Annotated in this window: 25 protein-coding genes; 7 read left to right on the top strand and 18 right to left on the bottom strand. The window is 66.8% G+C overall.

Annotation, left to right across the window (positions count from 1 at the left end; all coding sequences use genetic code 11):
* Nucleotides 1–44: 44 nt before the first annotated feature.
* From minE to AC5P7E_RS10385, 4 genes are read right to left on the bottom strand one after another with little or no spacing between them, the layout of a single operon-like run.
* Entirely contained in the window at nt 45–305 is a 261-nt protein-coding gene (gene minE / locus AC5P7E_RS10370) for a cell division topological specificity factor MinE (protein ID WP_005408532.1), read from the bottom strand.
* A gap of 2 nt (nt 306–307) precedes the next feature.
* Nucleotides 308–1,117 (bottom strand): septum site-determining protein MinD, encoded by an 810-nt coding sequence (minD, locus tag AC5P7E_RS10375; RefSeq protein WP_005408533.1) that lies wholly within the window; start codon nt 1,115–1,117, stop codon nt 308–310.
* Nucleotides 1,118–1,154: 37 nt separating this feature from the next.
* Complete coding sequence (gene minC, locus AC5P7E_RS10380) at nt 1,155–2,000, bottom strand: septum site-determining protein MinC (protein ID WP_043034132.1); 846 nt, start codon at nt 1,998–2,000, stop codon at nt 1,155–1,157.
* A complete protein-coding gene (locus AC5P7E_RS10385; protein ID WP_005408535.1) occupies nt 1,946–2,542 on the bottom strand; it encodes a GNAT family N-acetyltransferase in 597 nt (198 codons plus the stop codon). Before AC5P7E_RS10385 ends, minC begins: the two co-directional genes overlap by 55 nt.
* Before the next feature lie 150 nt (nt 2,543–2,692).
* Here AC5P7E_RS10385 and AC5P7E_RS10390 point away from each other — a divergent pair, with 150 nt between their 5' ends.
* The 4 genes from AC5P7E_RS10390 to AC5P7E_RS10405 all read left to right on the top strand — a co-directional run bounded on the left by AC5P7E_RS10390 (nt 2,693) and on the right by AC5P7E_RS10405 (nt 6,313).
* The gene (locus AC5P7E_RS10390) at nt 2,693–3,889 is read left to right on the top strand and encodes a sensor histidine kinase (protein ID WP_005408536.1); all 1,197 of its coding nucleotides are present in this window, start codon (nt 2,693–2,695) and stop codon (nt 3,887–3,889) included.
* Complete coding sequence (locus tag AC5P7E_RS10395; protein ID WP_005408537.1) at nt 3,889–4,530, top strand: response regulator; 642 nt, start codon at nt 3,889–3,891, stop codon at nt 4,528–4,530. The genes AC5P7E_RS10390 and AC5P7E_RS10395 overlap by 1 nt, the downstream gene beginning before the upstream one ends.
* A gap of 234 nt (nt 4,531–4,764) precedes the next feature.
* A complete protein-coding gene (locus AC5P7E_RS10400) occupies nt 4,765–5,838 on the top strand; it encodes a polyketide cyclase (protein WP_005408538.1) in 1,074 nt (357 codons plus the stop codon).
* A 103-nt stretch (nt 5,839–5,941) separates the two neighbouring features.
* Entirely contained in the window at nt 5,942–6,313 is a 372-nt protein-coding gene (locus AC5P7E_RS10405) for a DUF423 domain-containing protein (RefSeq protein WP_005408539.1), read from the top strand.
* A gap of 368 nt (nt 6,314–6,681) precedes the next feature.
* On the opposite strand, the gene AC5P7E_RS10410 is transcribed toward AC5P7E_RS10405, so the two are convergent.
* Genes AC5P7E_RS10410 through AC5P7E_RS10430 form a run of 5 tightly spaced genes read right to left on the bottom strand, consistent with a single transcriptional unit; the run spans nt 6,682 to nt 9,380 of the window.
* The gene (locus AC5P7E_RS10410) at nt 6,682–7,491 is read right to left on the bottom strand and encodes a M15 family metallopeptidase (protein WP_076738848.1); all 810 of its coding nucleotides are present in this window, start codon (nt 7,489–7,491) and stop codon (nt 6,682–6,684) included.
* Between the two features lie 9 nt (nt 7,492–7,500).
* A complete protein-coding gene (locus tag AC5P7E_RS10415; RefSeq protein ID WP_088430571.1) occupies nt 7,501–8,094 on the bottom strand; it encodes a PH domain-containing protein in 594 nt (197 codons plus the stop codon).
* Between the two features lie 3 nt (nt 8,095–8,097).
* Nucleotides 8,098–8,277: a DUF4177 domain-containing protein gene (locus tag AC5P7E_RS10420; RefSeq protein ID WP_005412614.1), complete on the bottom strand. Its 180-nt coding sequence runs from the start codon at nt 8,275–8,277 to the stop codon at nt 8,098–8,100.
* Nucleotides 8,274–8,453: a type II toxin-antitoxin system antitoxin gene (locus AC5P7E_RS10425; protein WP_005412615.1), complete on the bottom strand. Its 180-nt coding sequence runs from the start codon at nt 8,451–8,453 to the stop codon at nt 8,274–8,276. Before AC5P7E_RS10425 ends, AC5P7E_RS10420 begins: the two co-directional genes overlap by 4 nt.
* 45 nt (nt 8,454–8,498) lie before the next feature.
* Nucleotides 8,499–9,380, bottom strand: a complete 882-nt coding sequence (locus tag AC5P7E_RS10430) for an SPFH domain-containing protein (RefSeq protein WP_114618553.1) — start codon at nt 9,378–9,380, stop codon at nt 8,499–8,501.
* A 137-nt stretch (nt 9,381–9,517) separates the two neighbouring features.
* On the opposite strand from AC5P7E_RS10430, the gene purT reads away from it, so the two are divergent.
* Nucleotides 9,518–10,705 (top strand): formate-dependent phosphoribosylglycinamide formyltransferase, encoded by a 1,188-nt coding sequence (gene purT, locus AC5P7E_RS10435; RefSeq protein ID WP_005412617.1) that lies wholly within the window; start codon nt 9,518–9,520, stop codon nt 10,703–10,705.
* Between the two features lie 72 nt (nt 10,706–10,777).
* Here the strand turns inward: purT and AC5P7E_RS10440 are convergent, their stop codons facing one another.
* On the bottom strand, nt 10,778–11,992 hold the full coding sequence (locus tag AC5P7E_RS10440) for an endonuclease/exonuclease/phosphatase family protein (RefSeq protein WP_114618554.1): 1,215 nt from the start codon (nt 11,990–11,992) through the stop codon (nt 10,778–10,780).
* A 38-nt stretch (nt 11,993–12,030) separates the two neighbouring features.
* A complete protein-coding gene (locus tag AC5P7E_RS10445) occupies nt 12,031–12,786 on the bottom strand; it encodes an arginyltransferase (protein ID WP_005408547.1) in 756 nt (251 codons plus the stop codon).
* A gap of 156 nt (nt 12,787–12,942) precedes the next feature.
* Here AC5P7E_RS10445 and AC5P7E_RS10450 point away from each other — a divergent pair, with 156 nt between their 5' ends.
* Nucleotides 12,943–13,503 (top strand): EF-hand domain-containing protein, encoded by a 561-nt coding sequence (locus AC5P7E_RS10450; RefSeq protein ID WP_005412620.1) that lies wholly within the window; start codon nt 12,943–12,945, stop codon nt 13,501–13,503.
* 51 nt (nt 13,504–13,554) lie between these two features.
* On the opposite strand, the gene AC5P7E_RS10455 is transcribed toward AC5P7E_RS10450, so the two are convergent.
* From AC5P7E_RS10455 to AC5P7E_RS10470, 4 genes are all read right to left on the bottom strand, one after another.
* Nucleotides 13,555–14,772, bottom strand: a complete 1,218-nt coding sequence (locus tag AC5P7E_RS10455; protein WP_049395529.1) for an RNA polymerase sigma factor — start codon at nt 14,770–14,772, stop codon at nt 13,555–13,557.
* 104 nt (nt 14,773–14,876) lie between these two features.
* Nucleotides 14,877–15,386: a hypothetical protein gene (locus AC5P7E_RS10460; protein WP_059033561.1), complete on the bottom strand. Its 510-nt coding sequence runs from the start codon at nt 15,384–15,386 to the stop codon at nt 14,877–14,879.
* A 4-nt stretch (nt 15,387–15,390) separates the two neighbouring features.
* Nucleotides 15,391–16,299, bottom strand: a complete 909-nt coding sequence (gene tesB / locus AC5P7E_RS10465; protein ID WP_005412623.1) for an acyl-CoA thioesterase II — start codon at nt 16,297–16,299, stop codon at nt 15,391–15,393.
* A gap of 141 nt (nt 16,300–16,440) precedes the next feature.
* Nucleotides 16,441–17,217 (bottom strand): enoyl-CoA hydratase/isomerase family protein, encoded by a 777-nt coding sequence (locus AC5P7E_RS10470; protein ID WP_012479449.1) that lies wholly within the window; start codon nt 17,215–17,217, stop codon nt 16,441–16,443.
* Nucleotides 17,218–17,251: 34 nt separating this feature from the next.
* Here AC5P7E_RS10470 and AC5P7E_RS10475 point away from each other — a divergent pair, with 34 nt between their 5' ends.
* The gene (locus AC5P7E_RS10475; protein WP_012479450.1) at nt 17,252–17,698 is read left to right on the top strand and encodes a copper chaperone PCu(A)C; all 447 of its coding nucleotides are present in this window, start codon (nt 17,252–17,254) and stop codon (nt 17,696–17,698) included.
* Nucleotides 17,699–17,770: 72 nt separating this feature from the next.
* Here AC5P7E_RS10475 and AC5P7E_RS10480 read toward each other — a convergent pair whose 3' ends face one another.
* From AC5P7E_RS10480 to uvrA, 3 genes are all read right to left on the bottom strand, one after another.
* A complete protein-coding gene (locus tag AC5P7E_RS10480) occupies nt 17,771–18,496 on the bottom strand; it encodes an enolase (RefSeq protein WP_076738843.1) in 726 nt (241 codons plus the stop codon).
* A gap of 97 nt (nt 18,497–18,593) precedes the next feature.
* Nucleotides 18,594–19,001, bottom strand: a complete 408-nt coding sequence (locus AC5P7E_RS10485; protein WP_033833359.1) for an acyl-CoA thioesterase — start codon at nt 18,999–19,001, stop codon at nt 18,594–18,596.
* Nucleotides 19,001–21,994: an excinuclease ABC subunit UvrA gene (uvrA, locus tag AC5P7E_RS10490; protein ID WP_024957497.1), complete on the bottom strand. Its 2,994-nt coding sequence runs from the start codon at nt 21,992–21,994 to the stop codon at nt 19,001–19,003. The genes AC5P7E_RS10485 and uvrA overlap by 1 nt, the downstream gene beginning before the upstream one ends.
* Nucleotides 21,995–22,023 lie beyond the last annotated feature (29 nt).

The raw sequence follows: 22,023 nt of genomic DNA on the forward strand, positions 1-22,023 counted from the left end.
AGGTCACGCGGCCCCGCCCATGCAGGCACGGGCGGGGCGGGGCATCAGGGTTTGTCCGGGCCTTCAGGCAGCGCCACGGAGATGTCCAGCACATCGTGCTGGCCATCCTTCACCAGGTCGACCTTCACCGCATCGACGTCGATGTTCACGTACTTCTTGATCACTTCCAGCAGCTCGCGCTGCAGCAGCGGCAGGTAGTCCGGGCCACCGCGGTGGCTGCGTTCCTGCGCGATGATGATCTGCAGGCGGTTCTTTGCGGTTTCGGCGGTGGTCTTCTTCGCTTTGAGGAAATCGAACAGGCCCATGCTTACCCTCCGAACAGCTTGCTGAAGAAGCCCTTCTTCTCGACGCTGGTGAAGCGCATCGGGCGATCTTCGCCGAGGATGCGCGCGACGGCGTCGTCATACGCCTGGCCGGCAGCGGATTCGACATCCAGGATCACCGGTTCGCCCTTGTTGGACGCATTGAGCACGTCGCCCGATTCGGGGATCACGCCGATGGCCTTCAGCCCCAGCACTTCCTCGACGTCGGCGATGCTGAGCATCTCGCCGGTTTCCACGCGCAGCGGGGTGTAGCGGGTCAGCAGCAGGAAGGCAGGCACGTTCTGGCCGGATTCGGCCTTGTGGGTCTTCGAGTCCAGCAGGCCGATGATGCGGTCGGAGTCGCGCACCGAGGACACTTCCGGGTTCACCACCACCACGGCGCGGTCGGCGAAGTACATCGCCAGGAACGCTCCCTTCTCGATGCCGGCCGGCGAGTCGCAGATGATGTAATCGAAGCCATCGGCGGCCAGGTCCTTCAGGACCTTGCCCACGCCTTCCTGGGTCAGTGCGTCCTTGTCGCGGGTCTGCGAGGCGGCCAACACATACAGGTTGTCGAAGCGCTTGTCCTTGATCAGGGCCTGCTTGAGGGTGGCTTCGCCATGCACGACGTTGACGAAGTCGTACACCACGCGGCGTTCGCACCCCATGATCAGGTCGAGGTTGCGCAGGCCGACGTCGAAGTCGATCACCGCCACCTTCTTGCCGCGCCGCGCCAGGCCACAGGCCAGGCTCGCGCTGGAAGTGGTCTTGCCCACGCCGCCCTTGCCGGAGGTGACTACGATGATTTCAGCCAAAGGACTTCTCCTGGTTCTGCATTAGTTTGGGGCTGCGTCAGTCCAGCGCAGCGATCTTGATCTGGTCCTGTTCCAGCCACACCTGCACGGCCTTGCCGCGCAGGTTGTCCGGAACATCGTCCAGTACCTTGTAGTGGCCTGCAATGGCCACCAGTTCCGCATGGAAATCACGGCAGAAGATGCGTGCCGCGGTGTTGCCCTGGGCCCCTGCCAGCGCGCGGCCGCGCAGGGTGCCGTAGATATGGATGCTGCCATCGGCGATGACCTCGGCGCCGGCGCCGACGGTGGCCATCACGGTCAGGTCGCAGTTCTCCGCGTACAGCTGCTGGCCCGAACGCACGTTGCCCAGCTGCATGCGGCCTGGCTGCGGCGCGGCTGCATCGGCGATCTTGGCCACCGGTGCGGCCGGGGCTGGCTTCGGTTCGGCGCGCGCGGCGCGGCGCGGTTCCGGTGCGGGCGGCGGCGGAGCCGCTTCGGCCTCGGCACGTTCGTACTGGGCGCGGAACTTGGCCAGCAGCGGCAGGCCAAGCTGCTGCGAGAGCAGGTCGACCGCGCTGGTGCCATAAGCCAGCGCCACCGGCAGCACGCCGGCGCTGCGCAGGCCATCGACCAGCGCCTGCGCGGTGGCCACGTCCGGAACCTGGCTCAGGCCGCCGAAATCGAGGATCACCGCCGCGCGGCCGAACAGCTTCGGCGCGCGGGTCACGCGCTCGCGCATTTCCTGCACGAGGCGTTCGACATCAAGGGTACGGATGCGAAGGTTGGCGATGCCCACCTGGCCGATCTTCAGTTCACCGGCCTGTTCGTAATCGAAATTCACCGCCACGCTCAGGTCCCCGTCGGCCGCTGTGCCTGCGCCGGCAGCTGCCGGGCGCGTGTCCATGCCACATCCGGCAGCTTGCCGCCGTAGGTCTCCTGGACCCACGGGTAGCTGCACAGTTCCTTGGCCAGCATGCTGGCACGCACATCGACCTGGGCCATGGTGTTCTGGCCCAGCTCGCGGAAGCCGAAGCTGCCGTGGAAGAGCAGGGCGGCATCGGCGCCGTGGTCGAGGAAGACTTCGCAGGTCATCTGCGGGTAGCGCAGCTCGGCAAAGCTCTGCGCGTCGGCATAGAACGCACGGCCGACGCCACCGCCGCGGCGGCGGCTGGCGACCACGATGCGGTCGATGTAGAAGAAGGGGGTGTCCAGCTGCTGCTTGAACCAGGCGAAGTTGCTGCTGTCGTGCTGGCTGTCGCTGCCGAAGCCGATCAGGAAGCCGGCCAGGTTGCCGTCGCGCTCGGCGACGCGGAAATACTCAGCGGTTTCATAGAACAGGCGCAGGCGGGCCGCATCCAGGGGAAGGATGGCCAGGCCAGCGTTGTTGTTCAAAGCCAGGACGGAATCGAGCTCGTGCTCGCGCACGTCGCGGATGACAATCGACATTGTGACTCCGTGGGGTAACGCGGTTGGTCCATCAAGGGACCCTGCGCACGATTATTGCATGCCCGGGGTGGGCTGCGGCATGAACAGGCGACCGGGCAGGCATGACTTCCGTGGGGTGCGGTGTGCAGGCCGGGCCCGTAGAGTGCTGGCATGTTGGGAGTCCTCAGCCATACCCGCGTCCTTCGCCTGGCCGGCCTGTTCACCTGGGTCATGGTCGGTCTGCCCTTGGCGTACTCGCAGTTCGAGAACCTGCACAGCCGCGGTGACATGGGCGGCTGGGCGGTCCTGCTGTTCGTCGCCTACCTGTCCTTCGGCACCTCCTATTACTGGCTGACCCGCATCCTGCGCAGCGACAGCCCCACCAGCTGGCTGGACCGCGGCCTGCTGCTGCTGCTGACGATTTCGGCGCTGGGCGTCAGCTTCCTCAGCGGCTCGGGCCTGGGCAGCATCCTGATGATGGTGGCCGCCGGGGTCATTCCGTGGATGCTGTCGGTGCGGCTGGGCGTGCTGTGGCTGCTGGTCAGCCAACTGGCGGTGGCCCCGGTCTACTACTTGCTGCTGCGCTTCCCGTTGTTCGAAGCGGTGATGCAGTCGCTGCTGTACGGCGGCTTTTCCATGTTCATCTTCGTGACCAGCCTGGTTGCCCGGCAGCAGACCGAGGCGCGCGACGAACAGCGCCGGCTCAATTCAGAGCTGCGTGCCACCCGCGCCTTGCTTGCCGAGAGTGCCCGCGTCAATGAGCGCACCCGCATCTCGCGCGAGCTGCATGACCTGCTGGGCCACCAGCTGACCGCGCTGACTCTGAACCTGGAAGTGGCCGGGCACCTGGCCGAAGGGCAGGCGCTGGAGCACGTGAAGCGCTCCCACACCTTGGCCAAACTGCTGCTGGGCAACGTGCGCGAGGTGGTCAGCCAGCTGCGCGAGACCGGCGCGATCGACCTGGCCGCGGCGCTGCGCCCGCTGACCGAGAACGTGCCCTCGCTGGACATCCAGCTGGAGATCGAGGATCCGCTGAACGTGGAGGACCCCCAGCGGGCCCACGTCCTGCTGCGCTGCACGCAGGAGATCATCACCAACGCAGTGCGCCACGCCGGTGCGCGCCACCTGTGGATCAAGGTGTACCGTGAAGCCCCGGACCGGGTGGTGGTGGAGGCCCGCGACGACGGTGTCGGCGCGGACATGGTCAATGTGGGCAATGGCTTGCGCGGCATGCGCGAGCGCCTGCAACAATGTGGTGGCCAGCTGCAGATCGAGACCCGTCCCGGTGAAGGCTTCCGCCTGCGGGCAACGGTGCCGGCAACGGTGCTGGTGGCCGCCCTTACCAAGGTTCCTGAAGGAGTACGTTGATGATTCGCGTCTGCCTGGTCGATGACCAAACCCTGGTGCGGCAGGGAATCCGCTCCCTGCTGGCGCTCGACGATGGCATCGAGGTGGTGGCCGAGGCCGGCGATGGCCGGCAGGCGGTCGAGCTGATCCCGCAGGTGCGCCCCGACGTGGTCCTGATGGACATGCGCATGCCGGTGATGTCCGGACTGGAAGCGCTGCAGGTGCTGTCGCGGCAGGAACAGCTGCCGCCGACCATCATCCTCACCACCTTCGATGACGATCAGCTGGTGCTGGCTGGCCTCAAGGCCGGGGCCAAGGGTTACCTGCTCAAGGATGTGACCCTGGCACAGCTGGTCGGTGCCATCCGTACCGTGGCCGAGGGTGGTTCGCTGGTACAGCCGGCGGTGACCCAGCGCCTGTTGTCGGGCCTGGAGCACATGCGCAACGAGTTCGTCAGCCTGGACCGCCCGGACCCGCTGACCGACCGCGAGACCGAGATCCTGCGGCTGATGGCCAGCGGCTTCTCCAACAAGGAGATCGCCAACTCGCTGGGCGTGGCCGAGGGCACCATCAAGAACCACGTGTCCAACATCCTCTCCAAGCTGGGTGTGCGCGACCGTACGCGCGCGGTACTGAAGGCGTTCGAACTCCAACTGGTCTGAGGAAAATCGTTTCGGTACAAAGACTTGGGTGGTGGCAGGGGGTTCCGGCCAAGGTGCCCCCCTACTTGCCGGGCAGCGGTATGCGTTACCCTTCGAATTCTTTGTCCATACAAATACGCAGCCGGCAGGGAAACCGGTGCGCCAATCCCGATAAACAATGCCCGCGAAGCCTGCTAGGATTGGCGCTTCGCTTCAATCAACCCGGCCGTGGGATCGGCCCCGGAGACTCTCTGAATGACCCGTATTATCGAGTTCCTGATCGCCTTGGGGATCGTGGCTGGCCTGTTCGTCATCATTGGCGTATGTCTGCCGGGCGAGCGTCACATCACCGAAAGCATCGAGACCAACCGCAAGATGACGATCGTGTACGACACGGTCAGCAGCCTGCGCCGCTTCAAGGACTGGAACCCGCTGGTACTGCGCGATCCCGCCGTTGAACTGAAGCTGTCCGGCCCGGCCTCCGGCAAGGGTGCCACCCTGGACTTCACCTCCAAGGACCTGGGCACCGGCTCCTGGAAGATCACCGACGCCGAAGAGAACAAGCGCGTTGCGATCGCCATCGAAGACGCCACCAAGGGTCACGACAAGGTCACCACCTTCACCCTGGAGCCGACCGGCAAGGGTGGCCGCAACGTGAAGATCACCCAGGACTACTCGGTGAAGTACGGCTTCGACCTGTTCGGCCGTTATGCAGGCCTGTATGTCAGCCGCCAGATCGGCGACGACATCAAGATGGGCCTGTCGCGCATGGCCAACATGCTGGCTACCGTCCCGAACGTCGACTACCGCACGCCGGAAGCCCCGCTGACCGATCTGGCCATCGTCGATGTGCCGGCTGAGGATCTGCTGGTCGTCAACGCCGGTAACGTGGACCGCGGTCAGGACACGATCACCAAGTCCATCAAGGACAACCAGGAGTGGATCAAGCGCGTGATGGAGGCCAATGGCCTTGAAGCCGCCGGTCCGTTCCGCATCATCACCACCGACTTCGGCCAGGAGAAGTACGCCTTCGACATCGCCCAGCCGGTGAAGAAGAAGGGTGCTGAAGGTGCCACCGCTGAAGCCCTGACCGTCAAGATCGACGGTGGCGCTCCGGTGAAGTACGTGCACGTGGCTCCGCACCGCTCGGCACATGCGGCCTACACCGGCCACATGGCGGGTCTGGACGTTGCCCGCAACGGCCTGCGCGCCTGGGCTGTGACCTCCGGCAACGAAGTGATCGACCGTCCGTACGAAACCTGGAAGGATGGCATCGACAAGTCGTTCACCCCGGAAGGTACCTACGACATTTACTGGGCCGTCAAGTAAGCCTCGGCTGACCCATGTAGAGTTGGACACGAAAACGCGCCGCTCATTGCGGCGCGTTTTTTTTCATCTGGCGCCCGGAAAGGGCGCTGTGCAAGGAGCCCCCATGTTCAACCTGGAACGTCGCGCACGTAAGCCTTCCCTGCTGGCCTGCCTTGGTGCGCTGCTGGCGGCGGCCTCGATCGGCCTGTCCGCCTACGCATCGCACGGTGTGGCTGACCCGCTGGCGCAGCAGCACCTGAACATGGCGGCACTGTATGCGTTCGCGCATGGCGCGGTGCTGGTGGCGCTTGGCCCGCGTGCGCAGGGGGCGACCGCGCACCTGGCGCTGTACGTGCTGCTGCTGGGCGTGTTGCTGTTTTCCGGCAGCCTGGTGGGCGGTGCCTTGTGGCAGTGGCCGACGCGGATGGCGCCGATCGGGGGCACCAGCATGATGGCCGGGTGGGTGTTGCTGGCGATCAATGCGTTGAGGCGGTGACTGAGTCGAGGTTGCTTCTTCGATCCATGCTGATGCGATCTGCACCGTCCATGGGCGTTACTTTTCTTTTCGCGCGAAAAGAAAAGTAACCAAAAGAAACGCGCCGCCGGCCGCGAGCCGGTGCTGCGCACCGGTCCCCTGCGCTCCTCGGCCCGTCGAGGGGCGGTGCGGGAACTCGCTGCGCTCAGACACCCGCACCTCTTCGCCCTCGCCGGACCTGCGGTGCTCGGCTCGCTTGAAGGCGGACCCAACAGCCGCGCGCTGATCCGTTGTAGAGGCTTCGAGCGAAGCGACCGGCTTTTGTCTTTGCTCTCTTGTTCCATCCCGCAGTCATGCGCTGACCGCTCCAGGCTTTCGCCACGAGGGGCTCAGCCGTTGGCCGGTCTCCAGCACCAGTGCCACGGTTCGTAGACGATGCCGTGCGGGTTGTCGCGCGGGTAACTCAGATGGAAGCCGTGCCCGCCGGCATGCGCCTGCAGCCACGCGAACGCGTCAGTGGCTTCGAATGATTCTTCGGCCGGGGCGTCGCCCGGTGTGCCGATGTCCAGCGCGTGGCCGCTGTGGTGTTCGCTGAAACCCGGTGCGGCATTCACCTTCAGGATCTCGGCCACGCTCAAGCCGCGCGCCAGCTTCCGTTCGAAGATGCCCAACTGGTAGGCATGGCTGCGGAAGCCGGAGATGGCGTCCAGCGCAATTCCATCCTGTGCCGCGTGCAGTCGCATCCGCCGCCAACCCTGCGCGGCGCCACGGCGCAGCCACAACGGGCGTGCGAAGCGGTCGCGACCGGCGAAGTGCAGCAGGCACGGCTCGGATTCCAGCGGCAGGCCGCTGTCGTCGGCGTAATGCTGTGGATCCAATCCCAACTGCTGAAGGCGCTGCTGTAGCCCCGCCAGCGGCAGCCACTGATCTTCCAGTCCGGCGCCGAAGGGCCGTGCAGCCGCGGCATCCAGCAGTGCCAATGCTTCCTCGACCCCGGGTTCGCGCGGCAGGCGCGGTATCAGCGAATGGACGCCGCTCGCCAGCACCGCGGCCAGATAGCGGCCATCACGCTTGCGCCGCAGCACCCAACGCGCCTGTGACAGCAGGCGTGCGTCCAGGTTGCTGCGCGCGCGCAGCAAGTCGGCGGGCCACAGCTCGATGGCCTCGGTATTGATCAGCAGGGGGGCGCGTCGTTGCATCGCCGCAGCTTACTGCCGTGGCGCCGACGCGGCCACCTTGCGCAGCGCATCGAGCAGCGCCTGCGGCCGGTCCACACTGAGCAGCAGCGTGCTGCCATCACTGACCGGCAGGGCGAGCACCCGCGCACGGTCGGTGACCAGGGCGAAGCCCTCGCCGCCTCCCTGCAGGCGAAAGTGGCCCGAGTAGAAGCCCGGCATTGAATAGCCATTGGTTTTGACACGGATGCCGTAGCGGCGGTCACGCTGCAGGTCGACCACCTCGGCCTGGTCCAGCCGCAACTGCGCCACCGGCACCCGCCGCCGGTACATCGTTGAACGGACGTCCAGCACATCGCCGGCCAGTTCCACCCGGCGGCGGAAGAAGGCCGTGCCCAGTCCAATGCCCAACAGGGCAATCACCAGCAGGCTCCATGCCGCACTGCCGCCCATCCGGAACCAGGGCGGCGACAGCGTTACTTCGATCCAGGGTGCGCTCGCCGGTGCCTTGTACAGCTGCGCATACAGGCAGGCCACGAAGGCAGCCAGCAGCGGCAGCACGATCCAGAGCACGCGCAGCGGCGAGCTCTCGGCCACGTCAAAGGGTTTCGGGTCGCTGCCGCCCATGGTTCAGGCCTCCTTCTTGAACACCAGCATCGCCGGGCGCATCGGCGCCGGGATGATGATGTTGACCAGTTCCCAGCCCAGTTGGCCCTGGCGGCTGAGTTCGGCCTGGATGTCCTCGGGCTTGAGTACACCCATCATGGACGTCTTGACCTCGATGGTCTGGTAGCTCCAGCGCTTGCTCATTCCTTGTCCTCCGGCGATGGCTTGGGTTTCGGCAGGCGTCCTGCCTTGCGCAGGGCGTCGCGCAGTACGTATTCGATCTGCGCGTTGAGGCTGCGCAGCTCGTCGTCAGCCCAGCGCTGTGCCGCGGCCAGGACCTCGGCATTGATGCGCAGCGGATAGGCTTTCTTCTCACTCATGAAAACTCCTGGCGGGGCGGTGGGGCGCCCCGTTGCGAGGATGGCTCAGTAAAGCGAACCGGCATTGACGATCGGTTGGGTGCCGCGGTCCGAGCACAGCACGGTCAGCAGGTTGCTGACCATGTGCGCCTTGCGTTCCTCGTCCAGTTCAACCACGCCATTCTTCTGCAGTTCGGCCAGGGCCATTTCGACCATGCCGACTGCACCGGCCACGATGCGCGTGCGAGCGGCGATCACCGCGTTGGCCTGCTGACGCTGCAGCATGGCCTGGGCAATTTCAGCGGCGTAGGCCAGGTGGCTGATGCGTGCGTCGATCACCTGCACGCCGGCGTCGGCCAGGCGCTCGGCCAGTTCGTTCTTCAGGTGCTGGGAGATCTCGCTGGCGTGGCTGCGCAGGGCCAGCTGGCCATCCTCGTGCTGGTCGTAGGGGTAGCTGGTGGCCATCGCGCGCAGCGCGGATTCGGACTGGATGTGCACGAAGCTCTCGTAGTCGTCCACGTTGTAGACCGCTTCGGAGGCATCGACCACCTGCCAGACGATCACCGCGGCAATCTCGATCGGGCTGCCGTCCAGCTCGTTGACCTTCAGCTTGCCGCTCTCGAAGTTGCGCACGCGCTGGCTGACCCGGCGCTTGGCGAAAAAGGGGTTGTTCCAGCGCAGGCCGTTGTCCTTGACCGTGCCCACGTACTTGCCGAACAGGCTCAGCACCGCCGCCTGGTTGGGCTGGATGGTGTACAGGCCTGCCAGGATGAACACGCCCAGCACCACCAGCAGGGCGCCCAGCAGCATCAGCAGCAGGTTGGGCGAGCCGACACTGGCCTTGGCTGCCACTCCCAGTACGAACAGGGCGGCGCCAGCGAGGGCGACGAGCAGGGCGCCGGCCAGCGTGCCGAGGCCGTTGAGGGAAGACAGCGACTTCTCTTTCATGGCGGTACGTCCTTGAGGGTTCGGAATTAAGATATCAAAGTGATATCACTTGTCGGCTACCGTTCGTCGGATGCCGTGGCCGGGGCGGTCGGCCAGCTAGAATGCCCACCCGCCTTCACATCGCTGCTGGAATCGCCATGGCCAAGCTTGGAACTCCGTTGTCCCCCTCCGCCACCCGTGTGCTGCTGCTGGGCTCGGGCGAACTCGGCAAGGAGGTGGCCATCGAGCTGCAGCGGCTGGGCGTGGAAGTGATCGCCGCTGACCGCTATGCCGATGCGCCGGCCATGCAGGTCGCGCACCGCTCGCACGTGATCGACATGCTCGACGCGATGGCCCTGCGTGCGCTGATCGCCCAGGAGCAGCCGCACCTGGTGGTGCCGGAGATCGAGGCCATCCACACCGAAACCCTGGTCCAGCTGGAACAGGAACAGGGCCTGCGGGTGATCCCGACCGCGCGCGCTGCGCGCCTGACCATGGACCGCGAAGGCATCCGCCGCCTCGCCGCCGAGACCCTGGGCCTGCCGACCTCGCCGTACCGCTTCGTCGATACCGAGGCCGAATACCGTGCTGCCGTGGCCGCCATCGGCCTGCCGTGCGTGGTCAAGCCGGTGATGTCGTCCTCGGGCAAGGGCCAGAGCACCCTGCGCAGCGAGGCGGACATCGCCCCGGCGTGGGAGTACGCGCAGACCGGTGGCCGTGCCGGTGCCGGCCGCTGCATCGTCGAAGGCTTCATCGATTTCGATTACGAGATCACCCTGCTGACCGTGCGCCATGCCGGCGGCACCTCGTTCTGCGCGCCGATCGGCCATCTGCAGAAGGATGGTGATTACCGCGAAAGCTGGCAGCCGCAGCCGATGTCGAGCGCCGCGCTGGCGCGTGCCGAAGAGATTTCGCGCGCGATCACCGACGACCTTGGCGGCTGGGGCCTGTTCGGCGTCGAGCTGTTCGTGAAGGGTGATGAGGTGTGGTTCAGCGAAGTGTCGCCGCGCCCGCACGACACCGGCCTGGTGACGCTGGTATCGCAGGAACTGAGCGAATTCGCGCTGCATGCGCGCGCCATCCTTGGCCTGCCGATTCCGGTGATCCGCCAGAGCGGCCCGTCGGCATCGTGCGCATTGCTGGCACACGGCGAGGGCGTGCCGTACTTCAACAACGTCGCCGCCGCGCTGCAGGTGCCGGACACCGCCGTGCGCCTGTTCGGCAAGCCGAGCGTGCACGGTCATCGTCGCGTGGGCGTGACCCTGGCGCGCGCGGAAACCATCGACGAAGCACGCGCCATCGCGCGTGATGCCGCCGAAGCCATCGGCGTCGAACTGCGCCCCTGAAAAAGGAGCGACGACCAACGGTCGTCGCCTACCGAAACCCGGTGGGTACCGACCGTTGGTCGGTACGCTGCTCTACCGCACGTCCACCCACACCAGATGATGGTCGCTGCCGTCGGCGATCTTCGCTTCCGGGCTTTCATTGGCCGGCCAGAAGATACCGCTGCCGACGTATTCGAAACCGGTCGAGGGCAGCACGTAGTCCAGGCGCATGGTGCCGGACTTCGGGCCGAAATCGCCGGTGGCGTGGAACGGTGCGCCCTTGCGCTCGATGCCCTTGGCCGCATAGGCCAGGCTGGTCTGCTCGCCGCCGACGCTGCGCGGGGTGGGGTAGCGCAGCACGCGGGCGTTCTCGATCAGCTCGACGATCGCCTCATGGCGACCGTCGCCGTCGACCGGGTCGTTGTTGAGGTCGCCGAGGATCACGAAGCGCGCGTCCTGCGCCAGGCCGCCGCACTGGCCCTTGTCGTCGCACAGCCACGGCTTGTCACCCTTGGACAGGTATTCCTGCCACAGGCGCAGTTCGTCGTGGTTGCGCGCCGCGTTGCGCTTCTCCGGACCGTCGAACACCGGCGGGGTCGGATGCGAGACCAGCGCATGCACCACGCCGGCCGGGGTCTTCACCGGCACGTCCCAATGCGACTTCGACGACAGGCGCAGCTGCGACCACACGTGGTCGTTGTAGAAGCTCTTGCCGGTACGCGCATCGACCGGGCGGATCGCACCGGGCATCGCGCTCCACTTCAGCAGCTGGAAGCTGCGCACCTTGGCTTCATCGATCGGGTAGCGCGACAGCACCAGCATGCCGTACTGGCCCGGGTGCAGGCCGTAGCCCCATGCATCGTTGCCGCGGCTGCGGCCTTCGCCACCGACCACGCCGTTGTTGTCCAGGTCCAGCCCGCTGGGCACGCCGGTGTTGACCGGTGCCAGGTAGCGGTAGGCGAAGTGCAGCGGCTTGCCGCCGCCAGGCTGGGCCACTTCCAGGTAGCGCTTCTGGAACAGGTCGGCGGCGCGATGGGCGTCGTCGAAGTCGAACTCATTCAGCAGTACCAGGTCCGGGCGCACCTGCTGCAGCACCGCGGCGATCTTGCGCGCGTGTTCGCTGTCACCTTCCAGTTCCTTGATCAGGCCACCGGCGTCATCGGAGTACAGCGAGGTGTTGTAGGTGGCCAGGCGCAGCGCAGCGGACGGCTTTTCGGTCATCGCGGGGGACGTGGCGAAGGCAGGGGCGGTGGCGCCGCAGAGCAGGGCCAGGGCGAGGATCAGGGGGGGGCGGCGGGTCATGTTCATGGGCCGTATTGTGCACCCGGCCCGGTGTCAGCGGTTTGTCAGCGCCCGTCCAGATCATTGTCGAAATCGTGCCAGCGGCGGCCATCGTAGGCTTCCAGCGGATGGAAGCGACGCTTGTAGTCCATCTTCTGGTGGCCGCGGATCCAGTAGCCCAGATACACGTGTGGCAGCCCCTCGCGGCGCGCCCATTCGATCTGTTGCAGGATCGCGAAGGTGCCCAGCCCGCGCGCGGCATGGTCCGGGTCGAAGAAGGTGTAGACCGCCGACAGCCCGTGCTCGGTGACGTCGGTCACCGCCACCCCCAGCAGCTGGCTGGGCTGGCCGTCGTGGCCGGGCAGGCGCATTTCCATGAAGCGGGTGTGCGACCAGCTGCCGATCAGGAACTGCTCGAACTCGTGCGGTCCATGGTCGTCCATGCCGCCGTTGGCGTGGCGGTGGGTGAGGTAGCGGTGATACAGCGCGAACAGGTCGTCGCGGGCGGTGGCGGCGGTGATCCGCACCTCCAGGTCGGCATTGCGGGCGGCGCAGCGGCGCTGGCTGCGGTCCGGAGCGAAGCGCGCCACCGGGATGCGCACCGCCACGCAGGCCTGGCAGTGCGCGCAATGCGGCCGGTAGACCAAGTCGCCGCTGCGGCGGAAGCCCCAGCTCAGTGCCAGCGGATAGAGCGCACCGAGGCGGCGGTCGTTCGGGTCCAGCACCAGGTCGCGTGCCACCCGGTCCGACCAGTACCCGCAGGGGTGCTCGCCGGTCTGGAAAAGTCGCAGTTCGTCGTCTCTGTCGCCATGTATCGCCATGGGCACAGCATAGCCCCAGGTTGTCGCAGTGGCGGCGACTGTCCGGCGGATGAATGGAATCGGCAGTAGCGTCAACCGACGTCGCGCCCGGGCGTTGTTGTCCCCCGAGGGTGAAGTGATCACCCCGACGCTGTTCCCATCCCCAGGAGTGACCTCATGATCCGTACCCCCCTGCTGCTGGCCCTGCTGCTGGGCACCTCCGCTTCCGGTATCGCGCTGGCCGCCGACACCCCGACCACGCCCGCGCCGCGCCCGGCCAGGCTGGACACCAACGGCGACGGCGTCATCGACCGCAGCGAGGCCGCCGCCAACCCGCGCCTGGCCGCGAAGTTCGACGAGCTGGACAAGAACAAGGACGGCAAGCTCTCGCGCGATGAGCTGCCGCGCTGGCAGCATGGGCGACGTGGCCACGGCGGTGAGCGCTGGGCCAAGCTGGACGTCAACAAGGACGGCCGCATCAGCCGCGAGGAAGCCAAGGCCGATCCGCGCCTGGCCGCGCGCTTCGACCAGCTTGATCTGAACAAGGACGGCTACCTGGACAAGGCCGACCGCGAGCTGCGCATGAAGCAGCATCGTGATGCCTGGTTCGCTGCCGCCGACACCAACAAGGATGGCCAGCTGAGCAAGGCCGAGTTCGACGCTGCCAAGGGCCCGATGCACGGTGGCCCGCGCCATGGCGGTCCGCGTGATGGCGCTGCGCCGAAGCCGCAGCGCTGAGGTTCAATGCAGTGATTGATGACAACGCCGGCGTACTGCCGGCGTTGTCCGTTACACGTTTCCGTTGCGCATCAGCGCATATACCACCAGGCCGATCACGAATACGTTCGCCCCGATGATGCCGGTGCGCCCGTACACGGATTCATATTTCCAGTTGGTTCCGCTGCGGCCGCGCCGCGCTGAATCGCGCGCGATCATGGGTGCCATCACGCGCTGCAGCGGCACCAGGCACTGGTAGTTCACCGTACCCAGGCCGATGACGAGAATCGCAAGTTGCAGCCAGATTGGCACCTGCAGCATCTGCGAGATCAGCAGGCTGGTGCAGACGACCATCGCGGTGAACGTATTGAGGTGCACGAAGCGCCGCACTGCTGTTCGTTCCTGCTGGGTGTCTGCGAAGCGCAGCAGGAAGCGGCCACCCAGATAGCTGCCGATGATGCCGCCGACGACGCCACCGGCAACGGTGGCCCAGTCGCTGGCGGGAATCAGGTGCAGCTGGCTGGCGGCGGCCGTCAGTGAACCCATGGCAGCCCCGCCTGCGGCACTGACGCCGCCCAGGCCCAGCTTGCTGCCGCCCACGCCGACACCGGTGCCGAGCAGGATCGCTGCGCTGGCCGTGCCGGGCGCGGCCACCAGTACCATCGAAGCCACCGCCGTGGCGAATGCGGCGCTCGGCGCGCTGCTGCGCGCGAACTCACCGAAGCGCTGCAGCAGGCCGTCGCGCACCAGGGCACGTGCACGTGACAGGCGCTTGCGCACGGCCGCATCGCTGAGCCCGAGCAGATCGGCGACCTGTTGCGAGCGCTGCCCTTCGCGGTAGTACAGCAGCAGGACTTCGCGGCTGTCGGCCGGCAACGCTGAAATGATGTCCTCGGCGGCGATCTCTTCTTCCACCCGCTGCAGGCGGTCGGCCGCGCCCGGTGAAGGGTCGGCGGCCATGCCCATCGCCACCTCGGCGGCCTCGCCGGTCAGCGGCCGGCCACGTTGTGCACGCAGCCAATCGCGGGCCAGGTTGCGGGTGATCTGCCGAAGCCAGGGCAGGAAGCTGGTCGAACTGCGCAGCTGGTGCAGCTGCTGCCAGCCCTTGACGAAGGCTTCCTGGGCGATGTCCTCGCTGGCCTGGCGGTCGCGGGTGATGGCCAGCGCGATGGCGGTGACCGTGTTCTGGCAAGCCAGCACGATGCGGCCATAGGCGTGCTGGCAACCGCTGGCGGCGGCCGGCAGTTCGCGTTCCAGGGTCTGGTCGATCGATGCGGCGAACGTCGTCATGGCGGCGGCTCTCCTGCTGGGATTGTGTCCCATGACGGAGCCGCGCGCCCAATGTGACCGACTTTCTTTGCGGCTGCCGGCCAGCGGCCGGCACTACCCGTGCGTCATTTCGACGGCTGGATGCGGACCCGCACTTCTTCCTCTTCCGGCGCGGCCTGCGGTGCCGGCTGTGCCTGCTGCGGCTGGGCCTGCGGGGCAGGGGCCGGTGCGACCGGTGCCGGGGCACCACGATGGCGCAGGCCGATCACCAGCGCCACGCCGGCGATCACCACCAGCAGGGCGATGCGGATGCGCCAGGCCCAGCTGCGGCCGCCGCTGCCCGGTTCCGGCGCGTCGCGGAAGGCGAACTCGGCGGTCGGGTGGTCGCGACGGGTGGTGTCGAGCAGGCGCGCCTCGCGCAGGATTTCACGCGCGCGCGGCTGGTCGTCGGCGCGTACGATCCACACCGCCGGATAGGCGTTGGCGTTGCCCAGGTCGGTATAGCTGAACTGACCGCGGCGGCGGGTCTTGTACGAGCGCCCGTTGGTCACCTTGACGTCGATGCCATGCTCGCGCAGGAGCTCGGCCACGCCTTCGACGGTTTCCACGCGCTGGCTGCTGAAGATCTGGCGCATGGGGTTACTCCTTGGCTGGCACGGCAGCGGCCGCGGCCTGGTCGGGAACGACGCGGATCAGGCCTTCCTGCGCGGTGCTGGCCACCAGCACGCCATTGCGGGTGAAGAACTGGCCGCGGGCCAGGCCGCGCGAATCCTGCGCGCTGGGGCTGTCCAGCGAATACAGCAGCCAGTCGTCGGCGCGGAACGGGCGGTGGAACCAGATCGCGTGGTCGAGCGAGGCCATCTGCACGTGCGGGTGGTAGTAGCTGATACCGTGCGGGAAGGTCGCCGTGCCCAGCAGGTGGAAGTCGGAGGCGTAAGCCAGCAGCGCCTGGTGCAGCTCCGGCGCATCGCCCACCGGTTCGCTCAGGCGCAGCCACACCTGGTGGTAGGGCGGGCGCTTGGGTGGGTTCAGTTCGTCGCGCGGGTACACGTGGCGGAACTCGAACGGGCCACCGCGCGACAGCCAGCGCTGCACCTTGATCGGCAGGCGTTCGAGCACTTCCGCCGGCAGCGGACGATTCGGCTCGATGTCTTCCGGCTGTGGCACTTCGGGCATCTTGTGCTGGTGCTCGGCGCCGGTCTCAGCCTGCTGGAACGAGGCCGCGCAGAAGAAGATCACCTTGCCGTGCTGGATCGCGGTGACCCGGCGCACCGAGAAGCTGCCGCCGTCGCGGGTACGGTCCACGTCGTAGACGATCGGGTGGTCGATGTTGCCGGCGCGCAGGAAATAGGCGTGCAGTGAGTGCACGTGGCGGCCATTGTCGACCGTGGCCTGCGCTGCGGCCAGCGCCTGGCCCAGCACTTGCCCGCCGAACACGTACTTGGTGCCGATGTCGCGGCTCTGCCCGCGGAACAGGTTGTCCTCCAGACGCTCCAGCGTGAGCAGGTCGATCAGCTCGGAGACGACGGGTTCGGGCGTGTCGTTCAAGGGGGGGCGGCCACAGCAGTGAAGAGGCCCCGATTATACCGGTGCAGGCCAGCCCATCATCGGTAGTGCCGGCCGCTGGCCGGCAGCCACAGGCGTCCCGGAAGGATTGCCTGGTTGCCGGCCAGCGGCCGGCACTACCGTTTACTTGCCCAGCCGGGCTACCAGTGCCTGCAGGGCGTTCTGTGCGTCCGGGGCGAACCAGGCCTCGACGAAGCGGTCCAGCTGGATCAGGTCCGGGTGCAGCGCCTCATGCAGGTCGGCACGGGCAATCGCGCGGGTCAGCAGCATCGGCTGGCGCGGCTGCTTGAGCAGGTTCTGCAGCCAAGCGATGGCGCGTGCCACCACCAGGTCTCCCTCGGCCAGCTCATCCACCAGGCCGATCTGCAGCGCCTGTTCGGCCGGCACCAGCGAACCGGTGGTCAGCAGCACACCGGCGCGGTGCACGCCCACCGCACGGCGCAGCAGGCGCTGGATGCCCTCCGGCGCAATCAGGCCGACCTGCACCTCGTTCAGGCCGATGGCATACGGCCGCGACGGATCGGCGCTGCGCGCCATCACCCGGTAGTCGCAGCACAGGGCCAGCACGCAGCCACCCGCCGGGGCGTGGCCGGTGATCGCCGCGACCACCGGAATGCGGCTCTCGGCCAACGTGCGCACGGCGCCAAAGAAGGCGTTCCAGGTGTCCAACAACTTGTGCTTGTCATCGCCATGCGAGAGCAGGTGCGGCACGTCCATGCCGCCGGTGAAGACGCGCTCGCTGCCCGACAGCACGATGCCATGCGCGTCTTCGGCCATGGCCAGCTCGATGGCATGGATCAACTGCCGGCACAGTTCGGTGTCCAGTGCGTTGACCGGCGGCCGTGCCAGGCGCAGTTCGCGGATGGGGCCATGGTTGATCACCTCGATGAGCGTCGTCATGCTGCGGTCTCGTTGCGAAGAAGGAACCTGGGCGATGATAACCAAACCATTCGTTGGCGTACTGTGGGTCCTGTGTGCGACCGCAGCATCGGCCTCGGCCGCCGAACCGGCGTGCGTCACGGTGGAGCAGGGCTGGGCGCGGTTGCCTCCGAATCCGGCAATGCCGATGACCGCCGGCTACGGCGTCATCCACAATCGCTGCAGTATGGCGGTGGCGATCACCGGCGCGACCAGCAGCAGCTTCGGTGATGTGTCGCTGCACGAGACCACGATTGTCGACGGGGTCAGCCGGATGCGCGCGATCGAGCGCCTGCCGCTGGCAGCCGGCGCGCGTGCCGAGCTCAAGCCCGGCGGCCTGCACCTGATGCTGATGCAGGGCAAGGGCGCGCTGAAGGAAGGGCAGGTGCTGCCGCTGCGGCTGCAGCTGGAAGGGGGGGGGGAAGCGAGCGCGACGCTGACCGTGCGCAAGGCTGCGAAATGACGGTCGGGTAGTGCCGGCCGCTGGCCGGCAGCACGGGCAATGCCGGCCAGCGGCCGGCACTACCAAACAGGCTTACGACCAGTCGTAAGAGAACAGCACCGTGCGGCTGACCGGCTCGTACAGCATCACGATCGCGTCGGCACCGGTGGCGCACCAGTTGTAGCCGGCTACGTCGGCCACGGCGAAGAATTTGTTGCCATCGCGGGTGATGATCACCGTTTCGGCATCGTCCGCAGCATTGGGGTCATCGGCCGCCTCGGTGAAGCCCAGTTCGAAGGCTGCGGGAATCTCCGCGGTCTCGGTCCAGTTGCCGAAACCAATGGGGCCACCCAGCGTATCCAGATAATCGCGCTCGCTGGCCTCACCCTTGCCGTAGCGCGAGTAGCAGGCGAGACGGCCGTGCGTGGCATGGTAGTCGCGGGCCTTGGCGTAGCTCTCGCGCATCTGCGCGATGTGTTCCTGTGCGTCCTTGTCCTGTACCGCATCGCCGATGAAATAGCCCTCGTTGCCGAGGAAGCGCATCTGGTTGCCGGCGGTCAGTTCGAAGGCGATCCAGTTGGTGCCGGTGAAATCGTTGTGGTGTTCTTCGGTGGTCTCGCCGATGCAGCCGTCGTACGGCTCGATCGGGCACAGCATCGTTGCCACCTGGCCAGCCAGTTCCGGGCGCAGCACGCCCAGGTCGATCTTCAGCAGCGGCAGCAGGTGCTGGCCGAGCCAGGCCTGGTCGGCGGGAAAGACGTCGGTGGGGAAGGGGACCATGCCGGGCAGCAGGTCGCGCAGTTCGGTCTTGTGGATCATGTCAGTCCTTTGATCAGTGTCGGTCGTGCCGGCCGCTGGCCGGCAACCTCATTGCAGCCAATGCGTGCCGACCAAGGTCGGCACCCACCAGGGCGCGTCAGGTAGAGGCGCTGCGGATCGCCTCCGGCAGCGGTGCGCTCTTGCCGGTCTGGGTATCCATCCAGACCACCACCACGTTGCCATCGGAATACAGCTTCGAATCGTCCTGCTGATCGACGATGCGGTGGCCGATGGTCACGCTGCTGTTGCCCAGGCGCTCGACGAACAGTTCGACCACGATGTCGTTGGGCCACACGATCGGCAGCCGGTAATTGACGTTGGTCGCGGCCACCACCGGTGCGATGCGGTCGGTCATCGATACGCCGTCCACGCCCAGCATCCAGCGCACGCGCGCTTCCTCCAGGTAGGAAATGTACTTGGCGTTGTTGACGTGGCCCATGCTGTCCATGTCACGCCAGCGTACGCTGATCGGGATGCGGGCCAGGATCTTGTGTTCGCTGCTCATCAGGCGTCCTTCTTCTTGGTCGTGCTCTTGCTGGCCTTGCCGGTGCTCTTGGCAGCCACCGCCTTCTTCGCCACCTTGGCCGGCTTCTCAGGCTTCACCTTGCGCGGCGGGCGGGCATCGGGCTTGTTGGCCACGGCGGCTGGCTGTTCCGGGCGCGCGCTGGTGGACGGCAGCATGCGGGCCAGGAACTGGCCGGTGTACGACTGCGGGCAGGCCGCCACGTCTTCTGGCGTGCCGGTGACCAGGATGGTGCCACCGCGATGCCCGCCTTCCGGGCCCAGATCGACGATCCAGTCGGCGGTCTTGATCACGTCCAGGTTGTGCTCGATCACCACCACCGTGTTGCCCTCGTCGCGCAGCTTGTGCAGCACGCCCAGCAGCGCTTCGATGTCGTGGAAGTGCAGGCCGGTGGTCGGTTCGTCGAGGATGTACAGGGTGCGGCCGGTATCGCGGCGCGACAGTTCCTTGGACAGCTTCACGCGCTGCGCTTCACCACCAGACAGCGTGGTCGCGCTCTGGCCCAGCTTGATGTAGCTCAGGCCGACGTCGACCAGCGTTTCCAGCTTGCGCGCGATTGACGGCACCGGCTCGAACAGCTTCAGCGCATCCTCGACGGTCATTTCCAGCACGTCGTTGATGTTGAAACCCTTGTACAGGATCTCCAGCGTTTCGCGGTTGTAGCGCTTGCCATGGCAGACGTCGCAGGGCACGTACACGTCCGGCAGGAAGTGCATCTCGACCTTGATCAGGCCGTCGCCCTGGCAGGCTTCGCAGCGGCCGCCGCGCACGTTGAAGCTGAAGCGGCCCGGCGAATAGCCGCGCGCACGCGCCTCAGGCACCTGTGCGAACAGTTCGCGCAGTGGAGTGAACAGGCCGGTGTAAGTGGCCGGGTTGGAACGCGGGGTGCGGCCGATCGGCGACTGGTCGATGTCCACCACCTTGTCGAACAGGTCCAGGCCATCGATCTCCTTGTACGGGGCGATCGGGTGCGAGGAACCGTTGATCTCGTTGGCGGCCAGCGAGAACAGGGTGTCGTTGATCAGGGTCGACTTGCCCGAGCCGGACACGCCGGTCACGCAGGTCAGCAGGCCCGACGGAATCGCCAGGTCCACGCCCTTCAGGTTGTTGCCGCTGGCCCCGCGCAGGTGCAGGGTCATCTTCGGGTTCGGTTTGTGCCGGCGCGCCGGAATCTCGATCGCGCGCTTGCCGGACAGGTACTGGCCGGTCAGCGAGCGCGGGGCTTCCAGGATGTCCTGCAGGGTGCCCTGGCCGACGATCTCGCCGCCATGAACGCCCGCGCCCGGGCCGATGTCCAGCACATAGTCGGCCAGACGGATCGCATCCTCGTCATGCTCCACCACGATCACCGTGTTGCCCAGGTCGCGCAGGCGGGTGAGGGTGCCGAGCAGGCGTTCGTTGTCGCGCTGGTGCAGGCCGATGGACGGCTCGTCGAGCACGTACATCACGCCGACCAGGCCGGCGCCGATCTGGCTGGCCAGGCGGATGCGCTGTGCCTCACCACCGGACAGGGTGTCGGCCTTGCGCTCCAGGGTCAGGTAATCCAGGCCCACATCGACCAGGAAGCCGAGGCGTTCGCCGATTTCCTTGACGATCTTCGCGGCGATTTCGCCACGCCAGCCCGGCAGGCTCAGTTCGCTGAAGAACTTCAGCGCCTCGTCGATCGGCAGCACCACCAGGTCCGGCAGCGGGCGGTCGGCCACGAACACGTTGCGAGCCGCCTTGTTCAGGCGCGCGCCGTGGCATTCCGGGCACGGCTGCTCGCTGATGTACTTGGACAGTTCTTCGCGCACCGCCGGCGACTCGGTTTCCTTGTAGCGGCGTTCGAGGTTGGGAATGATGCCCTCGAAGCGGTGCTTGCGCTGGGTGCGGCCACCGGCTTCGGTGAAGTAGGTGAAGGTGATCGCTTCGTCGCCGCTGCCGTACAGCACGGCCTGCTGCACCTTGGCCGGCAGCGAGTTCCACGCCGCGTCGACGTCGAACCGGTAGTGCTTGGCCAGCGAAGCGATCAGCTGGAAGTAGTAGGCGTTGCGGCGGTCCCAGCCGCGCACCGCACCGGCGGCCAGCGACAGTTCGGGATGCACCACCACGCGCGAGGGGTCGAAGAACTCGGCCATGCCCAGGCCATCGCAGCCGGGGCAGGCGCCCATCGGTGCGTTGAACGAGAACAGGCGCGGTTCCAGCTCCGGCAGCGAGTAATCGCAGACCGGGCAGGAATACTTGGAGGAGAACAGCGTCGGCGCGGTTTCGGTGTTGTCCAGGCTCTGCACCGAGGCCATGCCGTCGCCCAGCTTCAGCGCGGTCTCGAAGCTCTCGGCCAGGCGCTGCTTGATGTCCTCGCGCGGGCGGAAGCGGTCGATCACCGCCTCGATGGTGTGCTTCTGGCGCAGTGCCAGCGGCGGCACCGCGTCGATCTCATGCAGCTCGCCGTCCACGCGCACACGGACGAAGCCCTGCGCACGCAGCTGGTCGAACACCTGCGCATGCTCGCCCTTGCGGTCGCGGATGACCGGCGCCAGCAGCATGTAGCGCTGTTCCGGGTCCAGCGTCAGCACCTGGTCGACCATCTGGCTGACCGTCTGCGCTTCCAGCGGATAGCCGTGGTCCGGGCAGCGCGGGGTGCCGACGCGGGCGTACAGCAGGCGCAGGTAGTCGTAGATCTCGGTGATCGTGCCGACGGTCGAACGCGGGTTGTGCGAGGTCGACTTCTGCTCGATCGAGATGGCCGGGGACAGGCCTTCGATGTGGTCCAGGTCCGGCTTTTCCATCACGCTCAGGAACTGGCGCGCATAGGCCGACAACGACTCGACATAGCGGCGCTGGCCTTCTGCATAGATGGTGTCGAACGCCAGCGAGGACTTGCCCGAGCCGGACAGGCCGGTGATCACGATCAGCTTGTCGCGGGGCAGGTCGAGGTCGAGGTTCTTCAGGTTGTGCGTCCGCGCGCCGCGGATGCGGATGAAATCCATCGCCATGGGGGATCCGGTTGTGGGGGCGTTGGCTG

This window comes from Stenotrophomonas sp. YJH_SMC_25 (assembly GCF_059369595.1).

What these genes read in the sequence shown, in the direction of transcription:
- AC5P7E_RS10385 (WP_005408535.1), bottom strand. Translation starts at nt 2,542, where the DNA reads ATGTCGATTGTCATCCGCGACGTGCGCGAGCACGAGCTCGATTCCGTC.
- AC5P7E_RS10395 (WP_005408537.1), top strand. Translation starts at nt 3,889, where the DNA reads ATGATTCGCGTCTGCCTGGTCGATGACCAAACCCTGGTGCGGCAGGGA.
- minE (WP_005408532.1), bottom strand. Translation starts at nt 305, where the DNA reads ATGGGCCTGTTCGATTTCCTCAAAGCGAAGAAGACCACCGCCGAAACC.
- AC5P7E_RS10440 (WP_114618554.1), bottom strand. Translation starts at nt 11,992, where the DNA reads ATGAACATGACCCGCCGCCCCCCCCTGATCCTCGCCCTGGCCCTGCTC.
- AC5P7E_RS10470 (WP_012479449.1), bottom strand. Translation starts at nt 17,217, where the DNA reads ATGACGACGCTCATCGAGGTGATCAACCATGGCCCCATCCGCGAACTG.
- AC5P7E_RS10430 (WP_114618553.1), bottom strand. Translation starts at nt 9,380, where the DNA reads ATGAAAGAGAAGTCGCTGTCTTCCCTCAACGGCCTCGGCACGCTGGCC.
- AC5P7E_RS10420 (WP_005412614.1), bottom strand. Translation starts at nt 8,277, where the DNA reads ATGAGCAAGCGCTGGAGCTACCAGACCATCGAGGTCAAGACGTCCATG.
- AC5P7E_RS10405 (WP_005408539.1), top strand. Translation starts at nt 5,942, where the DNA reads ATGTTCAACCTGGAACGTCGCGCACGTAAGCCTTCCCTGCTGGCCTGC.
- purT (WP_005412617.1), top strand. Translation starts at nt 9,518, where the DNA reads ATGGCCAAGCTTGGAACTCCGTTGTCCCCCTCCGCCACCCGTGTGCTG.
- AC5P7E_RS10485 (WP_033833359.1), bottom strand. Translation starts at nt 19,001, where the DNA reads ATGAGCAGCGAACACAAGATCCTGGCCCGCATCCCGATCAGCGTACGC.
- uvrA (WP_024957497.1), bottom strand. Translation starts at nt 21,994, where the DNA reads ATGGCGATGGATTTCATCCGCATCCGCGGCGCGCGGACGCACAACCTG.
- AC5P7E_RS10450 (WP_005412620.1), top strand. Translation starts at nt 12,943, where the DNA reads ATGATCCGTACCCCCCTGCTGCTGGCCCTGCTGCTGGGCACCTCCGCT.
- AC5P7E_RS10480 (WP_076738843.1), bottom strand. Translation starts at nt 18,496, where the DNA reads ATGATCCACAAGACCGAACTGCGCGACCTGCTGCCCGGCATGGTCCCC.
- AC5P7E_RS10400 (WP_005408538.1), top strand. Translation starts at nt 4,765, where the DNA reads ATGACCCGTATTATCGAGTTCCTGATCGCCTTGGGGATCGTGGCTGGC.
- AC5P7E_RS10475 (WP_012479450.1), top strand. Translation starts at nt 17,252, where the DNA reads ATGATAACCAAACCATTCGTTGGCGTACTGTGGGTCCTGTGTGCGACC.
- AC5P7E_RS10425 (WP_005412615.1), bottom strand. Translation starts at nt 8,453, where the DNA reads ATGAGTGAGAAGAAAGCCTATCCGCTGCGCATCAATGCCGAGGTCCTG.
- minC (WP_043034132.1), bottom strand. Translation starts at nt 2,000, where the DNA reads ATGGACACGCGCCCGGCAGCTGCCGGCGCAGGCACAGCGGCCGACGGG.
- AC5P7E_RS10390 (WP_005408536.1), top strand. Translation starts at nt 2,693, where the DNA reads ATGTTGGGAGTCCTCAGCCATACCCGCGTCCTTCGCCTGGCCGGCCTG.
- AC5P7E_RS10455 (WP_049395529.1), bottom strand. Translation starts at nt 14,772, where the DNA reads ATGACGACGTTCGCCGCATCGATCGACCAGACCCTGGAACGCGAACTG.
- AC5P7E_RS10410 (WP_076738848.1), bottom strand. Translation starts at nt 7,491, where the DNA reads ATGCAACGACGCGCCCCCCTGCTGATCAATACCGAGGCCATCGAGCTG.
- AC5P7E_RS10415 (WP_088430571.1), bottom strand. Translation starts at nt 8,094, where the DNA reads ATGGGCGGCAGCGACCCGAAACCCTTTGACGTGGCCGAGAGCTCGCCG.
- AC5P7E_RS10460 (WP_059033561.1), bottom strand. Translation starts at nt 15,386, where the DNA reads ATGCGCCAGATCTTCAGCAGCCAGCGCGTGGAAACCGTCGAAGGCGTG.
- AC5P7E_RS10445 (WP_005408547.1), bottom strand. Translation starts at nt 12,786, where the DNA reads ATGGCGATACATGGCGACAGAGACGACGAACTGCGACTTTTCCAGACC.